Annotated in this window: 23 protein-coding genes; 1 reads left to right on the forward strand and 22 read right to left on the reverse strand. The window is 39.1% G+C overall.

Translation table 11 applies throughout. The annotated features are described in order from the left end of the window. The first annotated feature begins 164 nt into the window (after positions 1-164). A complete protein-coding gene (locus MHB38_RS16735) occupies positions 165-899 on the forward strand; it encodes an alpha/beta family hydrolase (protein WP_202734191.1) in 735 nt (244 codons plus the stop codon). A gap of 214 nt (positions 900-1,113) precedes the next feature. Here the strand turns inward: MHB38_RS16735 and MHB38_RS16740 are convergent, their stop codons facing one another. From MHB38_RS16740 to MHB38_RS16845, 22 genes are all read right to left on the reverse strand, one after another. Beyond that, on the reverse strand, positions 1,114-2,907 hold the full coding sequence (locus tag MHB38_RS16740) for a M3 family oligoendopeptidase (RefSeq protein ID WP_341004021.1): 1,794 nt from the start codon (positions 2,905-2,907) through the stop codon (positions 1,114-1,116). Positions 2,908-3,031: 124 nt separating this feature from the next. Further along, positions 3,032-4,133, reverse strand: a protein-coding gene (prfB, locus tag MHB38_RS16745) for a peptide chain release factor 2 (RefSeq protein ID WP_202734190.1) whose coding sequence is annotated in 2 segments (ribosomal slippage) — positions 3,032-4,060 and positions 4,062-4,133 — 1,101 coding nt in all. Because the reading frame shifts where the segments join, the coding sequence is not laid out codon by codon here. A gap of 67 nt (positions 4,134-4,200) precedes the next feature. Further along, positions 4,201-6,726, reverse strand: a complete 2,526-nt coding sequence (gene secA, locus MHB38_RS16750; RefSeq protein ID WP_035701569.1) for a preprotein translocase subunit SecA — start codon at positions 6,724-6,726, stop codon at positions 4,201-4,203. Positions 6,727-6,924: 198 nt separating this feature from the next. Then, a complete protein-coding gene (gene hpf, locus MHB38_RS16755; protein ID WP_007499992.1) occupies positions 6,925-7,488 on the reverse strand; it encodes a ribosome hibernation-promoting factor, HPF/YfiA family in 564 nt (187 codons plus the stop codon). Between the two features lie 189 nt (positions 7,489-7,677). Continuing rightward, on the reverse strand, positions 7,678-9,363 hold the full coding sequence (locus MHB38_RS16760) for a methyl-accepting chemotaxis protein (RefSeq protein WP_202734189.1): 1,686 nt from the start codon (positions 9,361-9,363) through the stop codon (positions 7,678-7,680). Between the two features lie 33 nt (positions 9,364-9,396). Beyond that, positions 9,397-9,777, reverse strand: coding sequence for a hypothetical protein (locus MHB38_RS16765; RefSeq protein WP_008348244.1), 381 nt, complete (start codon positions 9,775-9,777; stop codon positions 9,397-9,399). Between the two features lie 13 nt (positions 9,778-9,790). Continuing rightward, entirely contained in the window at positions 9,791-10,132 is a 342-nt protein-coding gene (locus tag MHB38_RS16770) for a flagellar protein FliT (protein ID WP_008348246.1), read from the reverse strand. Continuing rightward, positions 10,129-10,533, reverse strand: coding sequence for a flagellar export chaperone FliS (gene fliS, locus MHB38_RS16775; RefSeq protein ID WP_008348247.1), 405 nt, complete (start codon positions 10,531-10,533; stop codon positions 10,129-10,131). Before fliS ends, MHB38_RS16770 begins: the two co-directional genes overlap by 4 nt. 17 nt (positions 10,534-10,550) lie before the next feature. Next, the gene (locus MHB38_RS16780) at positions 10,551-12,077 is read right to left on the reverse strand and encodes a flagellar hook-associated protein 2 (RefSeq protein ID WP_057078994.1); all 1,527 of its coding nucleotides are present in this window, start codon (positions 12,075-12,077) and stop codon (positions 10,551-10,553) included. A 16-nt stretch (positions 12,078-12,093) separates the two neighbouring features. Beyond that, the gene (gene flaG, locus MHB38_RS16785; protein ID WP_007499987.1) at positions 12,094-12,435 is read right to left on the reverse strand and encodes a flagellar protein FlaG; all 342 of its coding nucleotides are present in this window, start codon (positions 12,433-12,435) and stop codon (positions 12,094-12,096) included. Between the two features lie 153 nt (positions 12,436-12,588). Further along, positions 12,589-12,813 carry a carbon storage regulator CsrA gene (csrA, locus tag MHB38_RS16790; RefSeq protein WP_008348252.1) on the reverse strand — a complete coding sequence of 75 codons (225 nt, stop codon included), beginning with the start codon at positions 12,811-12,813 and terminating at the stop codon, positions 12,589-12,591. Further along, positions 12,807-13,241: a flagellar assembly protein FliW gene (gene fliW / locus MHB38_RS16795; protein WP_108611023.1), complete on the reverse strand. Its 435-nt coding sequence runs from the start codon at positions 13,239-13,241 to the stop codon at positions 12,807-12,809. Before fliW ends, csrA begins: the two co-directional genes overlap by 7 nt. Positions 13,242-13,269: 28 nt before the next feature. Beyond that, positions 13,270-13,848 (reverse strand): DUF6470 family protein, encoded by a 579-nt coding sequence (locus MHB38_RS16800; protein WP_035701576.1) that lies wholly within the window; start codon positions 13,846-13,848, stop codon positions 13,270-13,272. Between the two features lie 46 nt (positions 13,849-13,894). After that, on the reverse strand, positions 13,895-14,806 hold the full coding sequence (gene flgL / locus MHB38_RS16805; protein ID WP_017368141.1) for a flagellar hook-associated protein FlgL: 912 nt from the start codon (positions 14,804-14,806) through the stop codon (positions 13,895-13,897). A gap of 8 nt (positions 14,807-14,814) precedes the next feature. Beyond that, positions 14,815-16,335 (reverse strand): flagellar hook-associated protein FlgK, encoded by a 1,521-nt coding sequence (gene flgK, locus MHB38_RS16810; protein ID WP_341004025.1) that lies wholly within the window; start codon positions 16,333-16,335, stop codon positions 14,815-14,817. A 15-nt stretch (positions 16,336-16,350) separates the two neighbouring features. Then, the gene (locus MHB38_RS16815) at positions 16,351-16,833 is read right to left on the reverse strand and encodes a flagellar protein FlgN (protein ID WP_007499977.1); all 483 of its coding nucleotides are present in this window, start codon (positions 16,831-16,833) and stop codon (positions 16,351-16,353) included. 18 nt (positions 16,834-16,851) lie between these two features. Then, on the reverse strand, positions 16,852-17,115 hold the full coding sequence (gene flgM / locus MHB38_RS16820; protein WP_003213252.1) for a flagellar biosynthesis anti-sigma factor FlgM: 264 nt from the start codon (positions 17,113-17,115) through the stop codon (positions 16,852-16,854). 79 nt (positions 17,116-17,194) lie between these two features. After that, positions 17,195-17,614 carry a TIGR03826 family flagellar region protein gene (locus tag MHB38_RS16825; protein WP_017357864.1) on the reverse strand — a complete coding sequence of 140 codons (420 nt, stop codon included), beginning with the start codon at positions 17,612-17,614 and terminating at the stop codon, positions 17,195-17,197. A 56-nt stretch (positions 17,615-17,670) separates the two neighbouring features. Further along, entirely contained in the window at positions 17,671-18,393 is a 723-nt protein-coding gene (locus MHB38_RS16830) for a ComF family protein (RefSeq protein ID WP_390308590.1), read from the reverse strand. Beyond that, entirely contained in the window at positions 18,354-18,647 is a 294-nt protein-coding gene (locus tag MHB38_RS16835; protein ID WP_035701582.1) for a late competence development ComFB family protein, read from the reverse strand. Before MHB38_RS16835 ends, MHB38_RS16830 begins: the two co-directional genes overlap by 40 nt. 64 nt (positions 18,648-18,711) lie before the next feature. Then, complete coding sequence (locus tag MHB38_RS16840) at positions 18,712-20,091, reverse strand: DEAD/DEAH box helicase (RefSeq protein ID WP_142759403.1); 1,380 nt, start codon at positions 20,089-20,091, stop codon at positions 18,712-18,714. A 119-nt stretch (positions 20,092-20,210) separates the two neighbouring features. Continuing rightward, positions 20,211-21,053: a DegV family protein gene (locus tag MHB38_RS16845; RefSeq protein ID WP_024719242.1), complete on the reverse strand. Its 843-nt coding sequence runs from the start codon at positions 21,051-21,053 to the stop codon at positions 20,211-20,213. Positions 21,054-21,234: the final 181 nt, after the last annotated feature.

Genomic DNA, 21,234 nt, shown 5'->3' on the forward strand with positions numbered 1-21,234 from the left:
ATGCACACCTATTTTAAGCCCTCTCATTCGGATTGTAAATAACAGCCAAATGCAGTGCTAATGGATTAATACTTTATCACACAGCCGGATCAGCGTACTTGCCGTTTGGCAGAAGAGTAAATGATGGTATATTTAATATGTACATGAGAAAGAAGGGACATACGATGAAGAAAATACTGAAGATCACCGGTATTACATTACTTGCACTCATCATCTTAGCTTTTGGTGCTTTCTATACATGGAGCCGCTTTACATATGGACCATCGGAAGCGTTAAAAAAGCAGATGAACATTGAGCAGGTCGATCATAAAAACGGGGTATATTCATTTGAAGCATCGAAAAGCGATACTGGCATCATTCTATATCCTGGGGCAAAAGTTGAACCTCTTGCGTATGCCTATCTTGGGAATGCGCTGATGAAGAAAGGCTATTCGGTCTTTATCCCAGACATGCCATTTTCCTTCGCAATATTTAATACGAAGAAAGCAGACGATATCCTCAAAAGTCATCCGGCCATCAAGCATTGGTACATTGGCGGACATTCGCTAGGCGGAACAGCTGCCGCTATGTATGCAGTGAAAAATCAAAGCAAGCTGGACGGCCTCTTTTTCCTTGCCTCCTATCCTGCATCAGATGATTTGAAACAGGCTTCCTTGCAAGTATTATCTATATCAGGCGAAAAAGATGGTCTCGCAACACGAGAAAAAATCAAAAAATCGAAAAAGCAGCTGCCTTCTCAAACGGTGTATCATGAGATAAAAGGCGGTAATCATGCTCAATTTGGCATGTATGGCAAACAAAAAGGGGATCAGCCTGCAGACATTCCAGTCCTCACGCAACAAAAAGACATCGTTCAGACGATGCTGGAATGGGTAAAACCAGCAAAAAAGCTCCCGTAATGGGAGCTGCCAGATTGTTGACAAAGGGCTAAAATGAACTTGATTTTAGCCCTTTGTCTTCTTTTCAGCGTGATAGAAAACCTTTGCAGTCTAGGAAGGACGAGCACTTGCACGGAGCGAATTTGACATTCGTGAGTACCAGCGCACAGGACTGACACAGAATGCGAGGGTTTGTCTACACGCTGAAGCTCCCGTAATGGGAGCTTTTCATCTTTTATGCCTTCGTCGCTTCTAAAAACTCTTCAGCATCTGCGACAGCCAGTGAAATGGCCTCTTCCCAAAATGCTTTTTGAGTCAGGTCGACACCTAGGTGCTTATATGCCAAATCTTCTACAGTCATTGACGCTGTATCTTTTAATAGCGCAATATATTTCTCTTCAAATGATGCCCCAGCCTGCAATGCTTTTGCATAAATACCTAACGAGAACATGTACCCGAAGGTGTAAGGGAAGTTATAAAACGGGACACCTGTAATATGGAAATGCAGTTTAGACGCCCAGAAATGCGGATGGTATTCATCTAAAGAGTCGCCAAAGGCTTCCTTCTGTGCTTCTACCATCAACTCATTCAAGCGGTCAGCTGGCACTTCTCCTTGTTTGCGCTCTTCATAAAAACGTTGTTCAAATAAGAAGCGTGATTGAATATTCATAAAGAATGCCACACTGCGCTGCAGCTTATCCTCTAGCAAACTGAGACGCTCTTCTTCATTGGCCGCCTCTTTTAATGAAGCATCTGCCACAATCATTTCAGCGAATGTCGACGCAGTTTCAGCTACATTCATCGCATATTTACGATTCAACATCCGAACATCCTGCATGACTTCCTGATGGAACGAATGACCAAGCTCATGTGCTAGTGTCGCTACATTGGATGGAGTCCCTGAGAAGGTCATAAAAATACGTGATTCTCCGCTATCAGGGAAATTCGTACAGAAACCGCCCACTCGTTTGTTTGGGCGATTCTCAGCTTCTACCCAGCGTTCATTAAAAGCTTTTTCAGTAAAAGCAGCAAGCTCTTTTCCAAACCCTGCGAAATGCTTGATAATAAAAGCGGCTGCGTCTTGATAAGAATAGGTCTTTGTCTCACTTCCAATAGGTGCTCCCACATCAAACCAGCTCAGTTTATCAACCCCAAGCATGTCAGCTTTACGTTGTAAATATTCAATGAATGGCTGTTTATGTTCATCAATGACAGACCACATTGTATCGAGCGTCTCTTGTTTCATCCGGCAAATATCAAGAGGCTCTTTTAATATATGATCCCATCCTCTGGCTTGATATACTTGTAGACGAAAACCAGCGAGATGATTGAGTGTGCTTGCAAACAAATGTTCATCCTGTGTCCATGCATGTTCTAAATTATGATACACGGCTTTTCTCACTTCACGGTCTGAATCATCCATCGCATTTTCTGCTTGGCCTACAGAGATCATTTGTGTTTCACCATTTTGCTCAAATGGAATGGTAATTTTGTTCACCAAGCTAGAATAAAGTTCATCCCACGCATGATACCCATCTACTGCTAGCTTTTGAATGAGTGTTTCCTGTTCAACAGGCAGTTGATCTTTCACATGTTCTCTTCGTTCATTTAATATGTAACGAACATCTGAAAAAGCGGCTGAATCCATTAATTCTTCCCACTGGCTAGTGGGAATCGCAGCAAGTGATTGATCAAACCCGGCTAGAATGGTTCCTAATTCAGCTTCCAGCTTGGCAATGGACCCCCGGAGGCTGCCCGCCTTCATATCCTTTGTATTTTGAGATTGTAAACAGGATACAAATGAACCTGCTTGTGCTAGTTTTTTATATGTGATTTCATACGTTTCAAGGACAACTGTTAACTTTTTTTCAATTTGTGTATTTTCTTTTGAAAAGGCATCTACCTTTTGTCGTAACTCATCTAATAGCTGCTGTATATGCTCTAAGTATGTGATAAATTCTGATGAAGAACTGCCTCCTTTAAAAAAGGCATCTAAATCCCACGTCTCTTGTAATGGTTTTAATCCCAAATTATTTCCCCCTTTAATTGCTAATTTCATCATACAAAGGATATAGAGTCAGTATGGCATATGTATTCCTTTATATTCATTATATTTTCTCACAATTAAAAAAACCCGGCAAGAAGCCGAGTTTTTATGATAATTTTGAACGTAAATACGCATCGATAAAGGAATCTAAATCTCCATCCATCACCGCTTGAACATTTCCCATCTCCGTGTTGGTACGATGGTCTTTTACAAGGGAATATGGGTGGAAGACATACGAGCGAATTTGGCTTCCCCAGCCAATTTCTTTCTGTTCTCCTCTGATTTCATCCAATTCCGCCTGTTGTTCTTCGATCCGTTTTTGATAAAGCTTAGATTTCAGCATTTTCATTGCACGTTCTCTGTTTTTGATTTGGGATCTTTCCGTTTGGCACGTCACGACGACATTTGTTGGGATGTGTGTGATACGAACCGCAGAGTCCGTCGTATTGACGTGCTGACCCCCTGCACCACTTGCACGATACGTATCCACCTTAATATCCTCTGTACGAATATCGATATCAATTTCTTCATTAAATTCTGGCATGACATCACAGGAAACGAAAGATGTGTGTCTACGGCCAGATGAATCAAATGGAGAAATACGGACTAAACGATGGACACCTTTTTCTGCTTTTAAGTAACCGTAAGCGTTATGTCCTTTAATCAGCAATGTCACAGACTTAATTCCCGCTTCATCCCCTGGAAGATAATCAAGGGTTTCAACTTTAAAGCCTCTGCGCTCTGCCCAGCGGGTATACATTCTGAGGAGCATCGATCCCCAGTCCTGTGATTCCGTTCCACCTGCACCCGGGTGAAGCTCAAGAATGGCATTGTTTTTGTCATACGGTTCACTTAAAAGAAGCTGCAATTCAAACTCGTTAAATTGTTTTGTTAAGTTCTTCAGCTCTTTTTCAAGCTCTGCATGAAGATCCTCATCGTAGTCTTCTTTTAATAAATCATGCGTCATTTGCAGCTCATCATGAGATTCACTGAGCTCATGATATGTATTCACATAATCCTTCAGTGCATTGGCTTCATTAATGACACCTTGCGCTTTTTGCTGGTCATTCCAAAAGTCAGCCTCTGACATCGTGGCCTCAAGCTCTGCAATTTTCGCTTCTTTTATATCGAGGTCAAAGAGACCCCCTAAAATCAGCTAGCCTGCTAGCCATATTTTCAAGCTCTTGTCTAATTTCTACTAATTCCATATCCTTCACCTCATAGATGTATGGGGGCTGACATGAATAGAAAGAGGTTTTCACCTCTTTCCATTACTTATTCTGTCTTCCCATGACAATTTTTATATTTCTTGCCGCTTCCGCAGTGACATGGTGAGTTTCTTCCGATATCCACCACTTTACGCACCGGCTTTTTCTTCACTGTTTTCTCCTCATCGCCTTCTTGAGGCTGATGAGCAGTTGTTTGTCCTTGAACGACTTCTTCACGTTCTAGGTTGTTTTGGATTTCTGATTTTAGCACATATTTAGCGACGTCATCTTCAATTGAAGCGACCATATGCTCAAACATCGCAAACCCTTCCATTTGATACTCACGAAGCGGATTGGTTTGTGCATATGCACGTAAATGGATTCCTTGACGCAGCTGATCCATTGCATCGATATGATCCATCCACTTCGAATCTACTGCACGAAGAACGATGACTTTTTCAAATTCACGCATTTGTTCATCGCCAAATGTCTCTTCTTTTGCATCATATTTCTCTTTAATCCGCTCCATGATGAATTCGGTGATCTCATCTGCTTCTTTACCGAAGATATCTTTGACCGAAATGGCACCTTCATCTAAATAGTTCGTGTTGATTAATTCAACAAGACCATCTAATTTCCATTCTTCTGGAAGTTCTTCTTTCGGCGTGTAAGATCCAACAGCCCGCTCAATAGATGATTGAATCATATTGATCACAATCGATTTCAAGTTATCAGAATCGATGACTTCAAAACGCTGTTTGTAAATGACTTCACGCTGTTGACGAAGAACATCATCATATTGCAGAAGCTGCTTACGGGAATCAAAGTTATTCCCCTCAACACGTTTTTGAGAAGATTCAACAGCTTTTGAGACCATTTTACTTTGAATTGGAGTAGAGTCATCCATACCGAAGCGATCAAGCATCGCCATTGTCCGCTCTGCACCAAATCGGCGCATCAATTCATCTTCCATTGAGAGATAGAATTGAGTAATCCCTGGGTCTCCTTGACGACCAGAACGACCACGGAGCTGGTTATCAATACGGCGTGATTCATGACGCTCTGTCCCAATAACAGCAAGACCGCCTAGTTCTTTCACACCTTCGCCAAGCTTGATGTCTGTTCCACGTCCCGCCATGTTTGTCGCAATTGTGACGGCACCTTTTTGTCCAGCTTCCTCAATAATTTGTGCTTCACGCTCATGGTTTTTCGCGTTTAACACTTGATGAGGGATGCCTTTATTTTTAAGCAGTTTTGAAATCAATTCAGATGTCTCAACCGCAACAGTTCCGACAAGGACCGGCTGTCCTGTCATATAACGCTGTGCGACGTCTTCAGCTACTGCTTTAAATTTGCCATCCATTGTGCGGTAAATTAAATCAGGTCTGTCATCACGCACAACCGGTTTATTGGTTGGGATTGTGACAACCTGCATATTGTAAATGTTACGGAATTCCTCTTCTTCCGTTTTCGCTGTACCTGTCATACCAGATAGCTTTTCATACATACGGAAGTAGTTCTGGAACGTAATGGTTGCAAGTGTCATGCTTTCATTCTGCACTTCAAGACCTTCTTTTGCTTCAATGGCTTGGTGCAGACCTTCACTATAGCGACGCCCTTTCATTAAACGTCCTGTGAAGGAGTCAACGATGACGACTTGACCATCTTCCACAACATAATCAACGTCTTTTTGCATCGCAACATGCGCCTTAAGAGCCTGCGCGATATGGTGGTTAAGAGCGACATGTTTGACATCAAACAAGTTCTCAATGCCGAATGCTTTTTCCGCCTTCGTCATTCCGCTTTCCGTCAGCTGTACACTTTTTGTTTTAATATCATAAGTGAAATCGTCTTCTATTTTTAACGTACGAACAAAGGCATTTGCTTGTACGTAAAGTTTCGTCGATTTTGCAGCTTGTCCAGAAATAATAAGAGGTGTTCTCGCTTCATCAATTAAGATGGAGTCAACTTCATCGATGACGGCATAATGAAGTGGTCTTTGAACCATTTGCTCTTTGTACAGCACCATGTTATCTCGTAAATAATCAAAGCCAAGCTCATTGTTTGTTGAATACGTGATATCAGCAGCGTACGCTTCTCTTTTTTCATCTTTGTCTAAACTGTTTAAGTTCAAGCCAACCGTTAATCCAAGAAATTCGAAAATCTTGCCCATTTCCTCTGCATCACGGCTTGCCAAATATTCGTTGACTGTCACAATGTGGACGCCTTTTCCAGAAAGAGCATTCAAATAAACAGGCATCGTTGATGTCAACGTTTTCCCTTCACCTGTTTTCATCTCAGAGATATTCCCTTCATGTAGGGCGATCCCCCCCATGAGCTGCACCTTAAATGGGAACATTCCTGTCACGCGGCGGGAAGCCTCACGAACCGTTGCAAATGCTTCAACCAAAAGGTCGTCTACAGATTGTCCTTTTTCAAGTTTTTCTTTAAATTCGATCGTTTTATTTCGTAAAGCCTCGTCAGATAATTTCTCGAAATCTTGAGCGAGAGCTTCGATTTCATTTGCCTTTTTTTCATATCGGCTGATCGTACGTTTCGTAGGATCAAACACTTTGTTTAAGATTCCAAGCATATAATAACGCTCCTCTATTTCATGCAATTTTTCGGCATGTCCAAAAGTTTGACAGGTCCATATTTACCTGCATTTATCATACCATACCTTCCTTGATTTCCAAAGAATTTGCAATGATTTAGCACAAAAAACCCGCCCCTAATGAAGGGAGCGGGTTTACTTTTTTTAGGTCATTTTCGGATCAAAAGGAACGAATGATTAAGCGTTCGGCTCAATGAGTCCATATTTACCGTCATTTCGGCGGTATACCACATTGGTCAAATTTGTCTCAGCATTTGTGAAGACAAAGAAACTGTGACCTAACATGTTCATTTGGAGAATGGCCTCTTCGCTATCCATTGGTTTTAGATTGAAGCGTTTTTGTCTGACGATTTCTGTTTCATCAATTTCTTCGTCATCTTGAACTGCTACTTCGGAAGCACCGTTTCCTCCAGCAAATAAATGCTTTTTCGCACCTTGCTCACGGAATTTACGGTTCACTTTCGTTTTATGTTTTCTAATTTGACGTTCTAATTTACTGGTTGCTAGGTCTACTGCATTGTACATATCCTCATTATGCACCTCTGCTCGAAGTGCTAGATCAGTCATTGGAATGGTAACCTCAACTTTAGATTCTTGATCGTTGTAAAATTTCAAGTTCACGTTGACTGAAGCATCAACATCTGACTCAAAATAACGCTCCAACTTTCCAATTTTTTTCTCGACATGATCTCTTAGTGCAGGTGTTACTTCGATGTTTTCTCCTCGGACATTGTAATTCATGTAAAGAACGCCTCCTTTAAAATTAAGGATATGTAAACTTATTTCTACTTTTCCCTCCTTTTCTCCTGCTCAAACGTAAAAAAAATGTGAATTTTTATTGAAATTTGTCGAATCCTGCGGTGCTTCAGCTTTTACTTGATAGGTGATGAATATATATTCGATTGATTCTTGAAAAAGACCATGGCGCTGTTAAATCTTGAAAGATGAAATAGATGTTTTCAGTGATTGAGACAAAGATTTTAAATCTTCCGCAGCTGCTTTCATTTCCTCATTCGCCGCTAGTGATTCTTCAACAGCCGCCGACATGTACTCTGTTTCCTCAGAATTTCGCTTGGCTCCTTCTTCTATCACACCAACTGTTTGAGAAATTTCTTCTGTACTAGCTGAGATTTGCTCTGTCGTGGCAGAAAGCTCCTCTGCTTTCATCGAGATATCACGGATGGATTCCAGAATTTCTTGAAAGCTCTGTTCAGACAATTGCGATACTTTCACACCTTCTGCTACATCTCGTTCCACTTTCGTCATAGATTGAGACGATCTTTCAGTATCTTTGTTCACGTTGGCGAGTAACTGACTAATTTGATCAGTCAGCTGACTTGATTCTTCCGCCAGCTTTCTGACTTCATCTGCAACAACCGCAAAACCTCGTCCATGTTCCCCAGCCCTTGCTGCTTCAATGGCTGCGTTTAAAGCAAGTAAATTTGTCTGATCTGCAATGGCATGAATATTCCCCAGCAGGCCTTGAATACCGGTAAACTGTACTTGTACATTGGCCATTGTAGAATGATGTTCATTCACAGATTCCTTAATAGAACTCATTTGTTTCACAAATTGTTGAATGAGGGATGCGCCCTCTTCAGCCTTTTCAGTCACTGAAATTGAGTGACCCGAAACATCAGACGTATGTTCAGCCGCATTATGCATACCAGTCGAAACTTCTTGAATCGCCGAAGCTACTTTTCCTACTGCATCAGATTGTTCACGTGAAGCTTCACTGACCTGTTCAATCGAGCTAGACGTCTGTTCACTAGCCGAAATGGTTTGACTGATGGTTTCTTCAAATTGAGCAGCAGAATCAGCTAATTGCCTTGACCCGTTTTGCACCTGTAAGATGAGCTGACGCAAATGAGCTGTCATTTGGTTAAAAGCCGTACCGAGCTGGCCAATTTCATTTTTAGAGGTTACTTCAATCTCTTCAAGTGTGAGGTCACCATCTGCCATTCTTCTTGCTGCATGTGTGACAGAGACAATCGGTTTTGTCATACGATGAACAAACCTTGTGCCAATGACTAAAAAGCCGACTATAATCGCTGCGCTAACGAGAATGAGCGTCAGCAATAATTGGTTACTTTCTTCATTGAGCTGACTGATTTTTTGATCACGCTGTTTCAATTGTGTTTGAGCAAATTCTTTTGTAAAGGTATGTATTTCTTGTTCGATAGGTTGTAATTCTTGACTGAGGCGGGTGTTGAATTCTTTTTGATTTTGCATATTCAATGAATTAAATAATCGATTTGTTGAGGTGTAGTAAAGATAATTTTTTTCGGAAATTTGATCTAACAGATTTTTTGCTTGTTTAACGGTGCTCATTTTTGATGCTTCAGTTGTTTTCTTATTGATTTCTTCATATGTTTGCTCAATCTTCTGTAAATTTTCAGCATCTTGAACAACCACGTACGTTTTAATTTGTGCTTCCTGTTTTTGTAGCAGTGTCTCTAATTCCAGTGAGGTCTGGTACAGCTTTACTTCTTTGGTGAGGAGTGCTTTATACGATTGATCTGTTTTGTAATAGATAAAGCTAGAAAATCCCAAAATACTGACAAACAATACACATATGACAATAAGCCCAAATAAAAATTGATTTTTTAGTCTCATAAATTCCTCCGAATGGTCTGAATTAAACAAAAATTAATGAATGACATACGGCCTCATACAGGCATGTATTTCATCCATCCACTTTCTATATTCAGGTATAAAATATGATGTAAGGAATGACTGGAAGTGATTTGAAGGGAATGTATAGAAAGCTAGTATATCGAAACTTAAAAAAATTTGGTCAAACGATCGAATCGTCTTGGCAAAGTGCTCATTTTCAATAATTGAAAGCAGAAGCGGGTGTGTTGTCTCTAAATGAAAGAAGGCATGGATCAGATCATTAAAGATCCGATCCCCTTCTGTTTTAGCGAAATCCTTCTCAATTTCATCTAAATATTTTAGACTCTCTTCTATCGTATATAGAAGGTCATAATATGTGGTTAATAAAATATAGTCATCTGAACGATACGCCACAGGTCTCACCTATTTATTTCCGTTTATCGTAGTATACGCCGTCACTTGTCATGGGCTGATACGGATTTTGATAATTCAGCTGTTTTGTTTTCTTACGTTGAATGGCTTGAATATCCGCCTTGATCCCATTTTGAATCTCCGTTAATTGCTTGGCCATCAGTTGATCTGTTTGAATGATTTCTTTGATTTTCTCTTTTTCTTGAACGGAAAGCTCATGTTGAATATCTCTCATTAGTTCGTCTCTCTCAACTAAAAAAGCATCAAAGTCTTCAACGAGTGTTTCGCTTTGCGGATTGGCCTCTATTTCCGCTGCCATTTTTAACGTTTGGTCGTGCAGTTGGTCCACAATACTCATAGAGATCCCCCAATAGAGTGGTGACGCCCTTTTCGATCGGTTTGAATGACTTCCTTCCAAGCATCTCGGAAATCAGTCACATATTGCTCTACTTCATTCAGGATCTCTTCGTCATTTTGCAGATTGGCTTCAATCAGTCTTCGATAGATGTAGTCATACATACTTGCCATGCTCTTTGATACATCATACGTACGATTTAAGGTGACATTTAATTCTTGGATGATGTTTTGAGCCTTTTTCAGGTTCAAGTTTCTCATTTCAGCATCTTCTTTTTGAATGCCATGCTTTGCTAGTCTAATAAACTTTAAGCATCCTTCATAAAGCATAAGCGTTAACTCGGCCGGTGTTGCGGTCTCAATAGAATTTTTCTGATAGGCGGCATAAGGGTTCTGAATTGCCATATGTTATAAACCTCCAATTATTGTCCAAGCAGTTGAGAAAGATAGCCAGATTGGTTGTTTAGCTTTTGAATCGCACTATCCATGGCGTTAAACTTTTTGTAGTAACGAGCTTCCACTAATTTTAAACGATCTTGGAATGTATCCATTCGTTTTGCCAAAGAATCTAAATCCTTACCAAGTCCATATTCTTTTAGCTCCATTGTTGTACTACCAGCTTTTGTTTGAATACTCTTTGTGAAGGCTGATAAGGAATTTTTGACGCGATAGATGATTCCTTGTTCTTTATATTGCTGCTGTGCTTTGTCTTTGTCTTTAGAATCAACATTTAAAGAACCAGAGATAAACATTTGTCTTATCTTTTCTGGGTCTTCTTCAATGGCTTTTTTTAATTTCTCTACTCCATTAATATTAATTAGTTCAAGCTTCCCGCCATCTTTATACGAGGATGAAGTAGAAATACCGATTTGTGTCATGTGAATCTTATTTCCATCACTTGTCGTAATATCAGCATAAAAATCACTTCTTATTTTAGAGGCACCAGCTCGTAAAATAGAATCACTTCTCAGTAAGCCAGACTTAGCGGTTGTTTCCCATAACTCAATTTCTTTTTCAGACATGGCTTTTTTCTCTTCAGCCGTTAATGGTTGATAGTCTCTATTTCGCTTTTCATTCACTTTACCATTGACCAATTCAACGAGTTCGTTGTATTTATCAACAAATTGTTTAATTTTATCAAAGATGGCATCAACATCTGTTGAAACGTTCAAGCTGACAGGCTTATCTGTTGTTCCTTTCAGCTCATATGTGATACCAGCCTGCGTGAAGGTATTATTGTTATTTTCCATTTTGAGACCATTAATTTCGTATTGCGCTTTCTGCCCTTGAGTAGTCGCAACTAATTTATTATCTCCATCCACTTGGAATCCTAATTGCGTTAAAAATGAAGCAGAATTGCCATCTGCTGCCTTAATACTGACACCTTCACCAGTCGTACGCGAAGTCAGAGCGATCGTATCTACGTAGTTGGTTCCATCAAAGATCTGGCCTTTATAAGCCGTGACACCTAGTTGAGCGTTGTTCAATTTTGACACGATTGAATCAAGGGTATCTGTATCAGTTGTATTAATGGTCACTGTTTTAGGTGTTGTAGAATCTGGTGTCGTCACCTCAAACGTAAACGTACCGTTTGAAGCAGTAAACCCAGATGGACTAGAAGATTTGAATACGGATGCTGTCGCTAGTTGGGTCACATTAATCGAGCCAGAGGTAGCATTTGTTGAGCCAGTTGCTGTGACAGCAGATTCATTGGAGCTTGTGACCTTTTTTGCGCCATAAGTACTCGGATATGTTAAATTTAGTTTGGCAATGAGATCATCTAATTCTTTGACCTTTGAATTGACCTCGCGGTAGCTGTCTCTTTGCCATTCAAGTGTTTGTTTCTGACGTGTCATTTTATCAAGTGGTGCTTGCTCAGTTTTCATTAGCTTTGAGACGATTTCATCAATATCAAATACATTTGAAAATCCAGTAATTCGATTAACCATGGTTTATGTTCTCCCTTCACATTCTTTTATCGACAAATAAACCGACAATCTCTGTCATTGCCGCATAGAAATCAAGCCATTCTTTGGAAGGAATCTCTCTAATGACTTCTTCGGTTTGGTTATCTACGACTTTGACATAATATTCATTGAGTTTTTCATGCAATTCAAATTGAAGATGAAATTGAGTAGGTTCAATCAGCTTATTTGCTCCTTGAAGCGTTTTCTCAATTTCTTCTTTTGAAACGACTTTTCCATTTGCTTGTAAATCAGTGTTTGCATTGTCATTTTGATGATTCGTAACACGGGTTTGAAATGCATCAATCAGTGGCTCTAGCGAAGTCAACTTACCAACAGACATAGTTATTCAGCTCCTGTGCTTTAATCTATCTTTTATATCGGCTTTGAATTATTAAATTAAATATAGATGGACCGATTTGTTAAAGTTTCATATAGATGGTGTACTTCTATGGTTTCACACGGAGGAGGATAGACAAATAGGATAAAAAAATCCTCACTTTTTTTGTGAGGATAATTGAGAAAGTAGATCAAAGGACAAGCTAGCAGCACGGCTGTTTTCTTCTTGAATAGACAGGTATACTTCCTTCCTGTGAATATCAATATGCTTAGGAGCCTCAATTCCAACTTTTACTTGGTCGCCTTCAATTGCAATAATTTTAACTTCAATATCGTCGCCTATTTGAATCGATTGATTTAATTTACGAGATAGAACTAACATGAGGAAGCCACCTCTAGCAAATGTTTTGTATGATAGGCTGAATCATGCAAAATGACCTGCTTGGCTTTCATGTTTTTCCGATTCACAATAATAGGCGCTCTTAAATTGGCTGTCGTTTTTTCAATAGAAGATCCCATTGTTAAAATAACCATGACTTCCACATCATTGGCATCTTCCACCTCAAGAATGTCTACAACCGATTCTTCTAAGTCAAATTCATATTGATTGAAGAATAAAAATGGGCTGCTGACAATAAAGCCTAGTTCTGCATTTTCCAAAGATTGGAGAACTAAAAATGGAGATTCCTCTGATAAAGGTAAAATGACAAATTGTTTTTGATCCAGAAATCCTGGTATCCCATTAGAGAAGTGAATGATTTGCTCCTCTTTAATCGTCACTTCACCATGGTATTTTGTTTGAATGATCATAATTCACGACCTTTTTCATTTTTCTTAATTATACCTTATCACCATTTTGACCTGTTTCGTCAACTTCTATTTTTAATTCTGGGTATTGTAACATATCAATATGAACTTTACCTGGCTGGTAGTTAACAATTGGTTTATGAGGTGTTGCCTCTATAATAGCTTTTTGTGGCTCCACATCAATTTTAAGTTCAGATGGCTGATAGTGAATTTTCACACTAAAAAATGAAGGAATCACACCGATGTTGAATTGTTTTGCTGGAGGACTGCCATTGATTTTCGCAAACTCAGCAATCGCATTCCCACCATTCTCGATCTTGATGAGTTCACTTCCTTCTTCCGCTCTACGCCCCATTCCTTCTCCAATCGCACGTTTCCCCTCCGCAGCCCATTCCTCTGAACGTCTAAAAATCGACTTAATATCCATATCGGCAAATGCCTCGGTTTGATCTATGGTTAATTTCGACGGTGTCCTTGTGATATTCATGACAGCTCTTGGCTGCTGAATCTCAAGCTCAGCTCTTGGCTGCTCTACTTCTTGCCTGGAAGGGGTTGTCGACATTTGCAGCTTTGCATAAGTTTGCTCCATTAACAATCTAGGGATTTGCATAGGTTCACCTCCATGATGCAAAAAAGCACCCAACGGATGCTTTTTCTTATCTTAAGAAATCGACAAGGGATGGCTGAATCACTTTAGCTGTCGTCGCTAAAGCAGCTCTATTTACAGTCTCTTGTTGAAGAAGATCAAGAATGGCTTTCTCACTTTCTACATCTTCGGCATCTGATTTAGCCTTTTTCAGCACTTCAAATTGCGAAGTCAAACGGCTCCCGACTAAGTCGATACGATTGGATCTAGCCCCAAGATCTGAACGCTCAGCACTCATCACTTCTTTAAACTGATCGATATTTCCTAATGCATCATCAGAATTTGTAAACGTTCCATTTTTTAATGAGTTTTCTAAATCAGTCAGCATTTCAATGACATTTTGACCACTGGCAGATTGCCCACCAAAAGCTGAAAGAGGATTTGAATTCACATTTAATGTGATTCCATCAGAAATGTTCGATTGAACCACGTTTGCATCTGTATAGTTTTCAAAGTTAAATGTAAACGTACCATCTGCATTCTCTACAACTGGTTTAACATTTGTATTCGTCCCATTAAAAACAAACTTACCTAACATCTGCGTGTTCATTGCATCAATGATTTGATTCTTCATCTGACCAATTTCCACTCCGATAGCAGCTAAATCTTCTGGCTGTTTTGTTCCATTGGCCGCATCGAGTACTTTATCTCGTATATTTGACATGATATCAATTATTTCAGTGACACTTGTTTCAGATGTATCAATCCAGTTTCGTGCCTCATTTAAATTAGTTTGGTATTGCTCATTTCGAAACATGGCTGTACTATACTGAAGACTTTTCACTGCTGCCACAGGATCATCAGACGTTTTTGTGAAACGTTTTCCAGACTGTGCCTGCTCATTAATTTTAGAGAGTTTTTCATAACTTTTACTAATATTCCGAAGTGAATTTTGAGAAATCATACCTTGCGTGACTCGCATCAGTTACCCTACCTTCCTACGACACCCATGCCGTTTATTATTTTATCTAATACTTCGTCTTGTAACGTCATAATTCTTGCAGCTGCATTATACGCATGCTGAAATTGGATCATGTTCGTCATTTCTTCATCAATAGATACAGAACTAGTTGACATCCTGCGTTCATTGGCTGAATTCACAAGAGCTGCTGAACTGCTTTCAAGGGTCATGTTCTTTTTAGCTTGTATCCCCATTTCGGCAATGACATTCTGATAGTAATCCTGAATCGTTGTGGTAGTTCCGCCGATTGGCAGCTTTAAGTTTTGAATATTAGCTAATTTCGTAGCATTCGAACCATCACCTTGCGTTTGATTAAGAGATGCAGCAATGTTATCTGTCGATGCTAAAATCACGTCACTCACTTTGATACGTGCTGCCAAGCCTTTATTCAAATCATTGTTATTCTCAATATCGAAAAAGTCTTGTCCACTTGTGCCATTTAACGTGTACCCTTGCTTATGGACATCGTTAAAAGTATCCATAAATACTTTTGCTACTTCATCCAGCTCAGCAAGCATATCTGGGTACATGCCTTTTTCAGCTCCATTAGACATGTAGCCATACGCCTCAACAAGTGCTTTTACTTTACCATTCACTTGTAATTGATCAGCTGCGATGGTTGTCGTTCCAAATTGGAGTGAGTTAACAAGTCCTGTCGTATTATCATAGGAAAGTTGTAATTCAGATCTTTCATTGGTAATGCCATTTAAAATTGTACCAGCAGATTGTCCATTAGCACCGATAATGTCGATGTTAACGGTTCCTTCAGCAATTTCCAGAGCATTTCCTCCAGAAGGGTTGTAGCTCACTTTAATATCAACAAGTGAGGAAAGCTGATCTATAAGAGCGTCTCGCGTATCATAAAGATCATTGGGAAGATAACCATTTGGCTCAACTGTTGCAATCTGTTTATTCACTTCATCAATTTGAGTTAATAGGGTGTTCACATTTTTTGCCGTTGAATCGAGTTCAGTTTTTAAATTCTTTTGTATCGTTGTTAAAGAAGAATTTAGCAGGCGGAATTGATCTACTAAAGCCTGAGCACTTGTCTTAACAACTGTACGGGCTGAAGCAGTATCAGCATTTTTCGATTCTGATAAGACTTGTAATGATTTCCAGAGATTATCAAAGGCTCTATTCAAGCCTTCATCTGTTAAATCATTCATCACTCCTTCCATTTGTGAAAGAGCATCAGACTTCGTCGCATAATAAGACAAGTTATTGTTATGATCTCTATACTGAAGATCTAAAAAGCTGTCTCGAATTCTTTCAACAGTTCCAACTTGGACACCTGTCCCCATTTGGCCATATGTCTTGCCATCATAAACAGAAATCACTGGGTAAGGATTCTCTGCTTTAAAGGTAACTCTCTGTCTTGAATAGCCATCAGTATTTGCATTGGATACGTTGTTTGATGTGACATAAAGCCCTGCACGCTGGGCTGTGATTCCTCTTTTTGCCGTTTCTAGTCCCATGAATGTAGAACCCATAGATATCCTCCTTGTTTACGCCTTTGAATCAAACAAAGCCCTATGCTGTTTAGGCTTTGAACTCTCAAGACCATTTTGTCCGTAATTCATATTTTCTTTGTTAGGATTCACAAGATCGAATGTCAGTGAAATAAATTGAAGTGACTGCTGAATAAGCTGTTTGTTCAGTTCGTTTACATCTTTCAGTTCCACCATGATGTCATTCAGCTTCTCATATAACGAAATAAGCTCTTCTTGATCCGTTCCTGTAGCTTTTTCGATACATGCGGTGATTGTCGGCGATTGATCACTTTGTAAAAATTGAACTGCTGCTTCAATCCGCTTTTCTTCTAATTGTGAAATGGCCTGAATATATTTTTGCTCAAGGTTCAGAACCTCTGAAAGAGCATCGATCTCGTTATTTTTCAGCATTTCTGTTTTATTCTTAGACAGCTTTAGAAGCTGTTCATGTAATCCGTAGAGACGGTGCAGTTCTTCAATCATTATTTTTACTGACATTCACGCTACTCCCTTTTGTTATTGTTGTTTATAAAAATTCAGCATTTTATCTGCAATGCCTTTTGTATCTACTTGATATGTTCCGGCTTCAATGCTTTTTTTAATTTGGTCTATTTTATCTTGACGTTCTTTCATGATATTCGGCACCTTTTGCATTTCGATTGCCTTTTTAGAAATTTCGACTTTGTCAGTTGATTTTGCTTGATTCGATTGCAACGTTTGTTTCTCATATGTTTTCTTGTAAGGATTTACTGGTTGTGTTCCATATCGATTAATTTTCACGGGATTCCTCTCGCTTTCCGTTACAGTCTGTCTTGATTCTATCCATTTTATCGACCAAACTGCAACTTAGTTTAGGGAATCAGTCGTTTTTAGGATTAATGGCATAATAGGTGTCTTTTTTCCTAGATTCAATCTCCCTTTTACGCTCTTCTTCTTGGTCCATTTGGCTGATTTGCGTCTTTATATCCTTTTCACAATGGCTACACAGCTTGTTTTTCCTGATCGGTTGGCCGCATCTTTCACAAGGATAATTGATATTCGGGAATTGACTAATTTGAAGTCTTTTCAAACGGATAAATTTCAGGATTAATTCTTCATCAACTTCTGTTGCGTCTACTATTTCAGCAATGGTTGATTGTCTATTACTTTGCTTACGCAAGAATTTATAAACGATATCAAAAGAACGTTCTTCTTCTTCAAAGCATTTGTTACAAACCGTTTGGATGGTGGTTTTTAAAAATAACTGATTACATTGTGGACAGTTTGCCAATTGATTCATAACCAAAACCCCTTACGTTATTTTCTTTTCTTAATATCGGTTGATTGTCATGATTTTTAACTACGAATCAACGTAAAAGAGGAAACACTTTTGGCGCCTGCTTCTTTTAAAATTTTTGCTGCATGATAGACTGTCGCCCCAGTTGTATAAATGTCATCGATTAATACGACATCCTTTAGAACGATCGGGTTTGACTGCCTTAATTGGAACAAATTCTGTTGATGTAAACGTTCATTTTTTCTTTTCTTAGACTGCTTACTTTGATGTACTTTTATAAGTGGCTCCAATATAGGTCCGCCAATCATGGAAGCAAGCATCATTGACTGATTGAATCCTCTTTCCTTTAATCTCTCTTTACTCAAAGGAATTGGGACAAGGACCGGTTCTTTGATTGAAAAAGAACGTTTAAACGCTGACTGTACATCTTTTTTAAATAGATCAGCTAAAGCCGTATCACCTCGAAATTTAAATCGAGCTAGAATATCTTTCATAAAGTCGTTGTAAGCATAAACAGATCGATTCATCACAAGAATCTCAGCAAAATCACGTCGTTTATTCCACCTTGAACAATCCTGACACAATTGATCATTTGATTGGGCTCTTCCGCATTTAGGACAAGTAGGACCTTGAATCTTCATCAGGTGGTTCTTACATGCTACACATAAACGATCTTCATTTAATAGTAGGAATGATTTCCATGTAAAAGCAGCCACAAAATGGCTCTCACAAATTGGACAAATCAACGATTTTCTTTGTTCAACGGCAAATGATTTTCGCACCTTGGATATGTAGTGACCGTTGAAGCAGCTTCTGTCAGAATGACGAGCATCGCCGTATTTTTCTGTTTATCCACCATCTCGGATTTACTGTAGGATATTTTATCGATATCTGTTATATATTGCGGTTTCACTTGATTTAGAGAAATGGCTAATACATCTTCTATACATTTTTCACAATGACAAATCATGTTTAATTGGTTGAGATATTGATAGAGAATTTCTTTAAGTAGTATTTCTTTTGCGTTGAGTAGCATATTTTGTCTCTCCTGCCATTTGTGTTTTGTGAATATAATGTACCATGATTTAGTTGAACCCACACTATTTTTCAGAAAACTCTTTTTCAGCTGAATTATTCATTTTTACGATATGTTTCTTTGCTTGTTTCATACTTCTCGTTAAACCAAAATGAAAAAAGTACACGTCTCCGTTAAAAAAATCTGGATGTCTCCCTGTTCTACCAGAAATTTGGACAAGTGCACTTTCTGTAAAAATAGGAGATTCCGCACCTAATACGCCCACTTGAACATCTTGAATGGTAACGCCTCTTTCTAGAATAGTTGTTGTAACCAATACATCGTACCTATGATCTCTGAAATGCTGGACTTTTTGCTTCCTTTCTTGATCATCCGCAGAAACACCCTGTACATTTACATCCTGAACTTGAAGAATATGAGTTACCTTCTTCATAGTAGAAATAGAAGGAACAAAGAGTAACACTCTTTTTTTCTTTGTGATATGTTCATGCAGCCAGTTCATTGTAGATGCTGGAAGCCGATTTCTTTTTAATCTCTTTTTCCAATCTCCAACCCATTGAAATGTTGGGACAGGCAACGGTTTTTGGTGGAAGCGCAGAGGAATTTTGATCGCTTCTAATTGTCTACGAGCAACATCCTTTTGCATTTTTTTAGATGGTGTGGCACTTAAGTAAATTCTAACTCCTGTTTTTTTCATTGATTTTAAAACAGCAAACTGAAGCCGTTCATCCATTGAATAAGGAAAAGCATCGACTTCGTCTACAACGAGGACATCAAAAGCGTTTTTATATCTCATTAGCTGATGGGTTGTAGCGATCATAAGCGGTGCCATTTGAAATCTTTGAGAACTCCCGCCATAAAGTGCAGCTATATTCAGTCCTTGAAATGCCTTTCTCATTCGAGGTTCAAGCTCAAGTACAACATCGGTTCTAGGCGTCGCAATACAAACACTCATTCCGTTATTTAACGCATATTTTATTCCGTGAAAAAGCACCTCCGTTTTCCCCGCACCACAAACAGCCCAAACGAGCAGATCAAATTTGTTTTGGATTGCTTCTACTAGCCTATCGGACGCTCTCTTTTGCCCTTTAGAAAGCTCTCCCTGCCATGTTAATTCAACTTGTCTTGTTTCTTTCTTTTGTGGACCCGTCCATTCGTAGAGAAAGCCACATTCACTTACTTTTCCCAGCATGATGCAGGATCTACAGTATACACATTCTTTTTTACATGTTTCACACGGAGAGAGGGCAAAGTAGCGCTTGTTTGATACACCGCACCGGCAGCAGATCAAACCACTCGCCACCCTATCGACAGCAGGTGTTCTATGGATAAATCCTTGATTCTCCAGCCACTCCAATTCGGACTGTGTACATTGACATTCAACAGGAAGAAGGTGCCTTGATTGTAGCTTGTGACTGAGTTCCATTGCTTTTTCCAGATTCAATTTCACGCACTACCTTTCCATTCATGTTGACCCATTATGTACAAAGAGAAGGCCTTTCGTCTAATTGTAAAAATAGAAAAACAAATCCCCTTTTCCATGAGAAAAGGGGATTTTGATATCTATCTGATGATCCAGCCAAGTGCTAAAGAGCCTTCGCCTAGATGAGTGCCAATCACGGCACCAAAGTAGCTTTTATAAAATTCAACATGAGGATACTTTTCTAATAAGTGCGCAATTAATTCATCTGCTTCTTCTTCTCTATTACCATGTATCAGAGTTGCTCTCATTGGAACACCACGTGATGCATCTTCATCAAATAATTCAAAAATACGTGAAATGGCTTTTTTGCGTGTACGAATCTTCTCAAAAGGGACAATTAGCTTGTTGTCAAAATGCAAGATAGGCTTTACCTTTAAGAGGCTTCCAATAAAAGCCTGAGCACCATTTAATCTGCCGCCACGTTGTAAATGAGTTAAATCGTCTACCATAAAATAAGCTCTTTGATTTTCTTTCAGATAATTGAGATGGGAAATCACTTCTTCTGGAGAAGCACCACCTTGGATTTTTTCAGCAGCTTCTAACACATAAAAACCTTGCGCCATACAGCTAGTCTCTGTATCAAACGGATAAATGTCGATTCCGTCAACTAGTTCATTCGCTGAGGCCGCACTATTGTATGTTCCACTAATTCCGCTTGACAGATGTATACTAATCACAGCATCATATGTTTCACTAAGTTTTTCATATAATTCTATAAGTTCACCGAAAGCAGGCTGAGAGGTTGTTGGAAGATCTTTATGTTTCTTGACTTCTTCATAATATGTCTTCCAATCCATTTCTACTTCTTCACGGTATGATTCAGTACCAAAGATGACATTCAGAGGGATCATATGAATATGATGTTTATCACGTAGTTCTTGTGGTATATAAGCAGTACTGTCTGTTACAACGGCTATTTTCATTCTTAAATACCTTCCTTATCCGTTAAGTTGCTTTTTAAAAAAGAATGATCATTGTTTTTCACTAGATTTATAATACTAATCAAAAAAGCTTGCCTAATCAATAGGCAAGCCCGCTATATCCGAAAAAGACTCCTTACCTGCCTATCATTGCTCTCTAACTTGAATGTGAGAGAACTAAAAA

Origin of the sequence: Bacillus sp. FSL K6-3176, from assembly GCF_038003325.1 — a bacterium.
GTDB classification, from domain to species: Bacteria; Bacillota; Bacilli; order Bacillales; family Bacillaceae; genus Bacillus; species Bacillus altitudinis.

What these genes read in the sequence shown, in the direction of transcription:
- MHB38_RS16735 (WP_202734191.1), top strand. Translation starts at nt 165, where the DNA reads ATGAAGAAAATACTGAAGATCACCGGTATTACATTACTTGCACTCATC.
- MHB38_RS16770 (WP_008348246.1), bottom strand. Translation starts at nt 10,132, where the DNA reads ATGAGTATTGTGGACCAACTGCACGACCAAACGTTAAAAATGGCAGCG.
- hpf (WP_007499992.1), bottom strand. Translation starts at nt 7,488, where the DNA reads ATGAATTACAATGTCCGAGGAGAAAACATCGAAGTAACACCTGCACTA.
- flgK (WP_341004025.1), bottom strand. Translation starts at nt 16,335, where the DNA reads ATGGGTTCTACATTCATGGGACTAGAAACGGCAAAAAGAGGAATCACA.
- fliS (WP_008348247.1), bottom strand. Translation starts at nt 10,533, where the DNA reads ATGGCAATTCAGAACCCTTATGCCGCCTATCAGAAAAATTCTATTGAG.
- MHB38_RS16800 (WP_035701576.1), bottom strand. Translation starts at nt 13,848, where the DNA reads ATGCAAATCCCTAGATTGTTAATGGAGCAAACTTATGCAAAGCTGCAA.
- flgL (WP_017368141.1), bottom strand. Translation starts at nt 14,806, where the DNA reads ATGCGAGTCACGCAAGGTATGATTTCTCAAAATTCACTTCGGAATATT.
- fliW (WP_108611023.1), bottom strand. Translation starts at nt 13,241, where the DNA reads ATGATCATTCAAACAAAATACCATGGTGAAGTGACGATTAAAGAGGAG.
- MHB38_RS16780 (WP_057078994.1), bottom strand. Translation starts at nt 12,077, where the DNA reads ATGGTTAATCGAATTACTGGATTTTCAAATGTATTTGATATTGATGAA.
- flaG (WP_007499987.1), bottom strand. Translation starts at nt 12,435, where the DNA reads ATGTCTGTTGGTAAGTTGACTTCGCTAGAGCCACTGATTGATGCATTT.
- MHB38_RS16760 (WP_202734189.1), bottom strand. Translation starts at nt 9,363, where the DNA reads ATGAGACTAAAAAATCAATTTTTATTTGGGCTTATTGTCATATGTGTA.
- MHB38_RS16815 (WP_007499977.1), bottom strand. Translation starts at nt 16,833, where the DNA reads ATGTCAGTAAAAATAATGATTGAAGAACTGCACCGTCTCTACGGATTA.
- csrA (WP_008348252.1), bottom strand. Translation starts at nt 12,813, where the DNA reads ATGTTAGTTCTATCTCGTAAATTAAATCAATCGATTCAAATAGGCGAC.
- MHB38_RS16835 (WP_035701582.1), bottom strand. Translation starts at nt 18,647, where the DNA reads ATGCTACTCAACGCAAAAGAAATACTACTTAAAGAAATTCTCTATCAA.
- MHB38_RS16825 (WP_017357864.1), bottom strand. Translation starts at nt 17,614, where the DNA reads ATGAATCAATTGGCAAACTGTCCACAATGTAATCAGTTATTTTTAAAA.
- secA (WP_035701569.1), bottom strand. Translation starts at nt 6,726, where the DNA reads ATGCTTGGAATCTTAAACAAAGTGTTTGATCCTACGAAACGTACGATC.
- MHB38_RS16845 (WP_024719242.1), bottom strand. Translation starts at nt 21,053, where the DNA reads ATGAAAATAGCCGTTGTAACAGACAGTACTGCTTATATACCACAAGAA.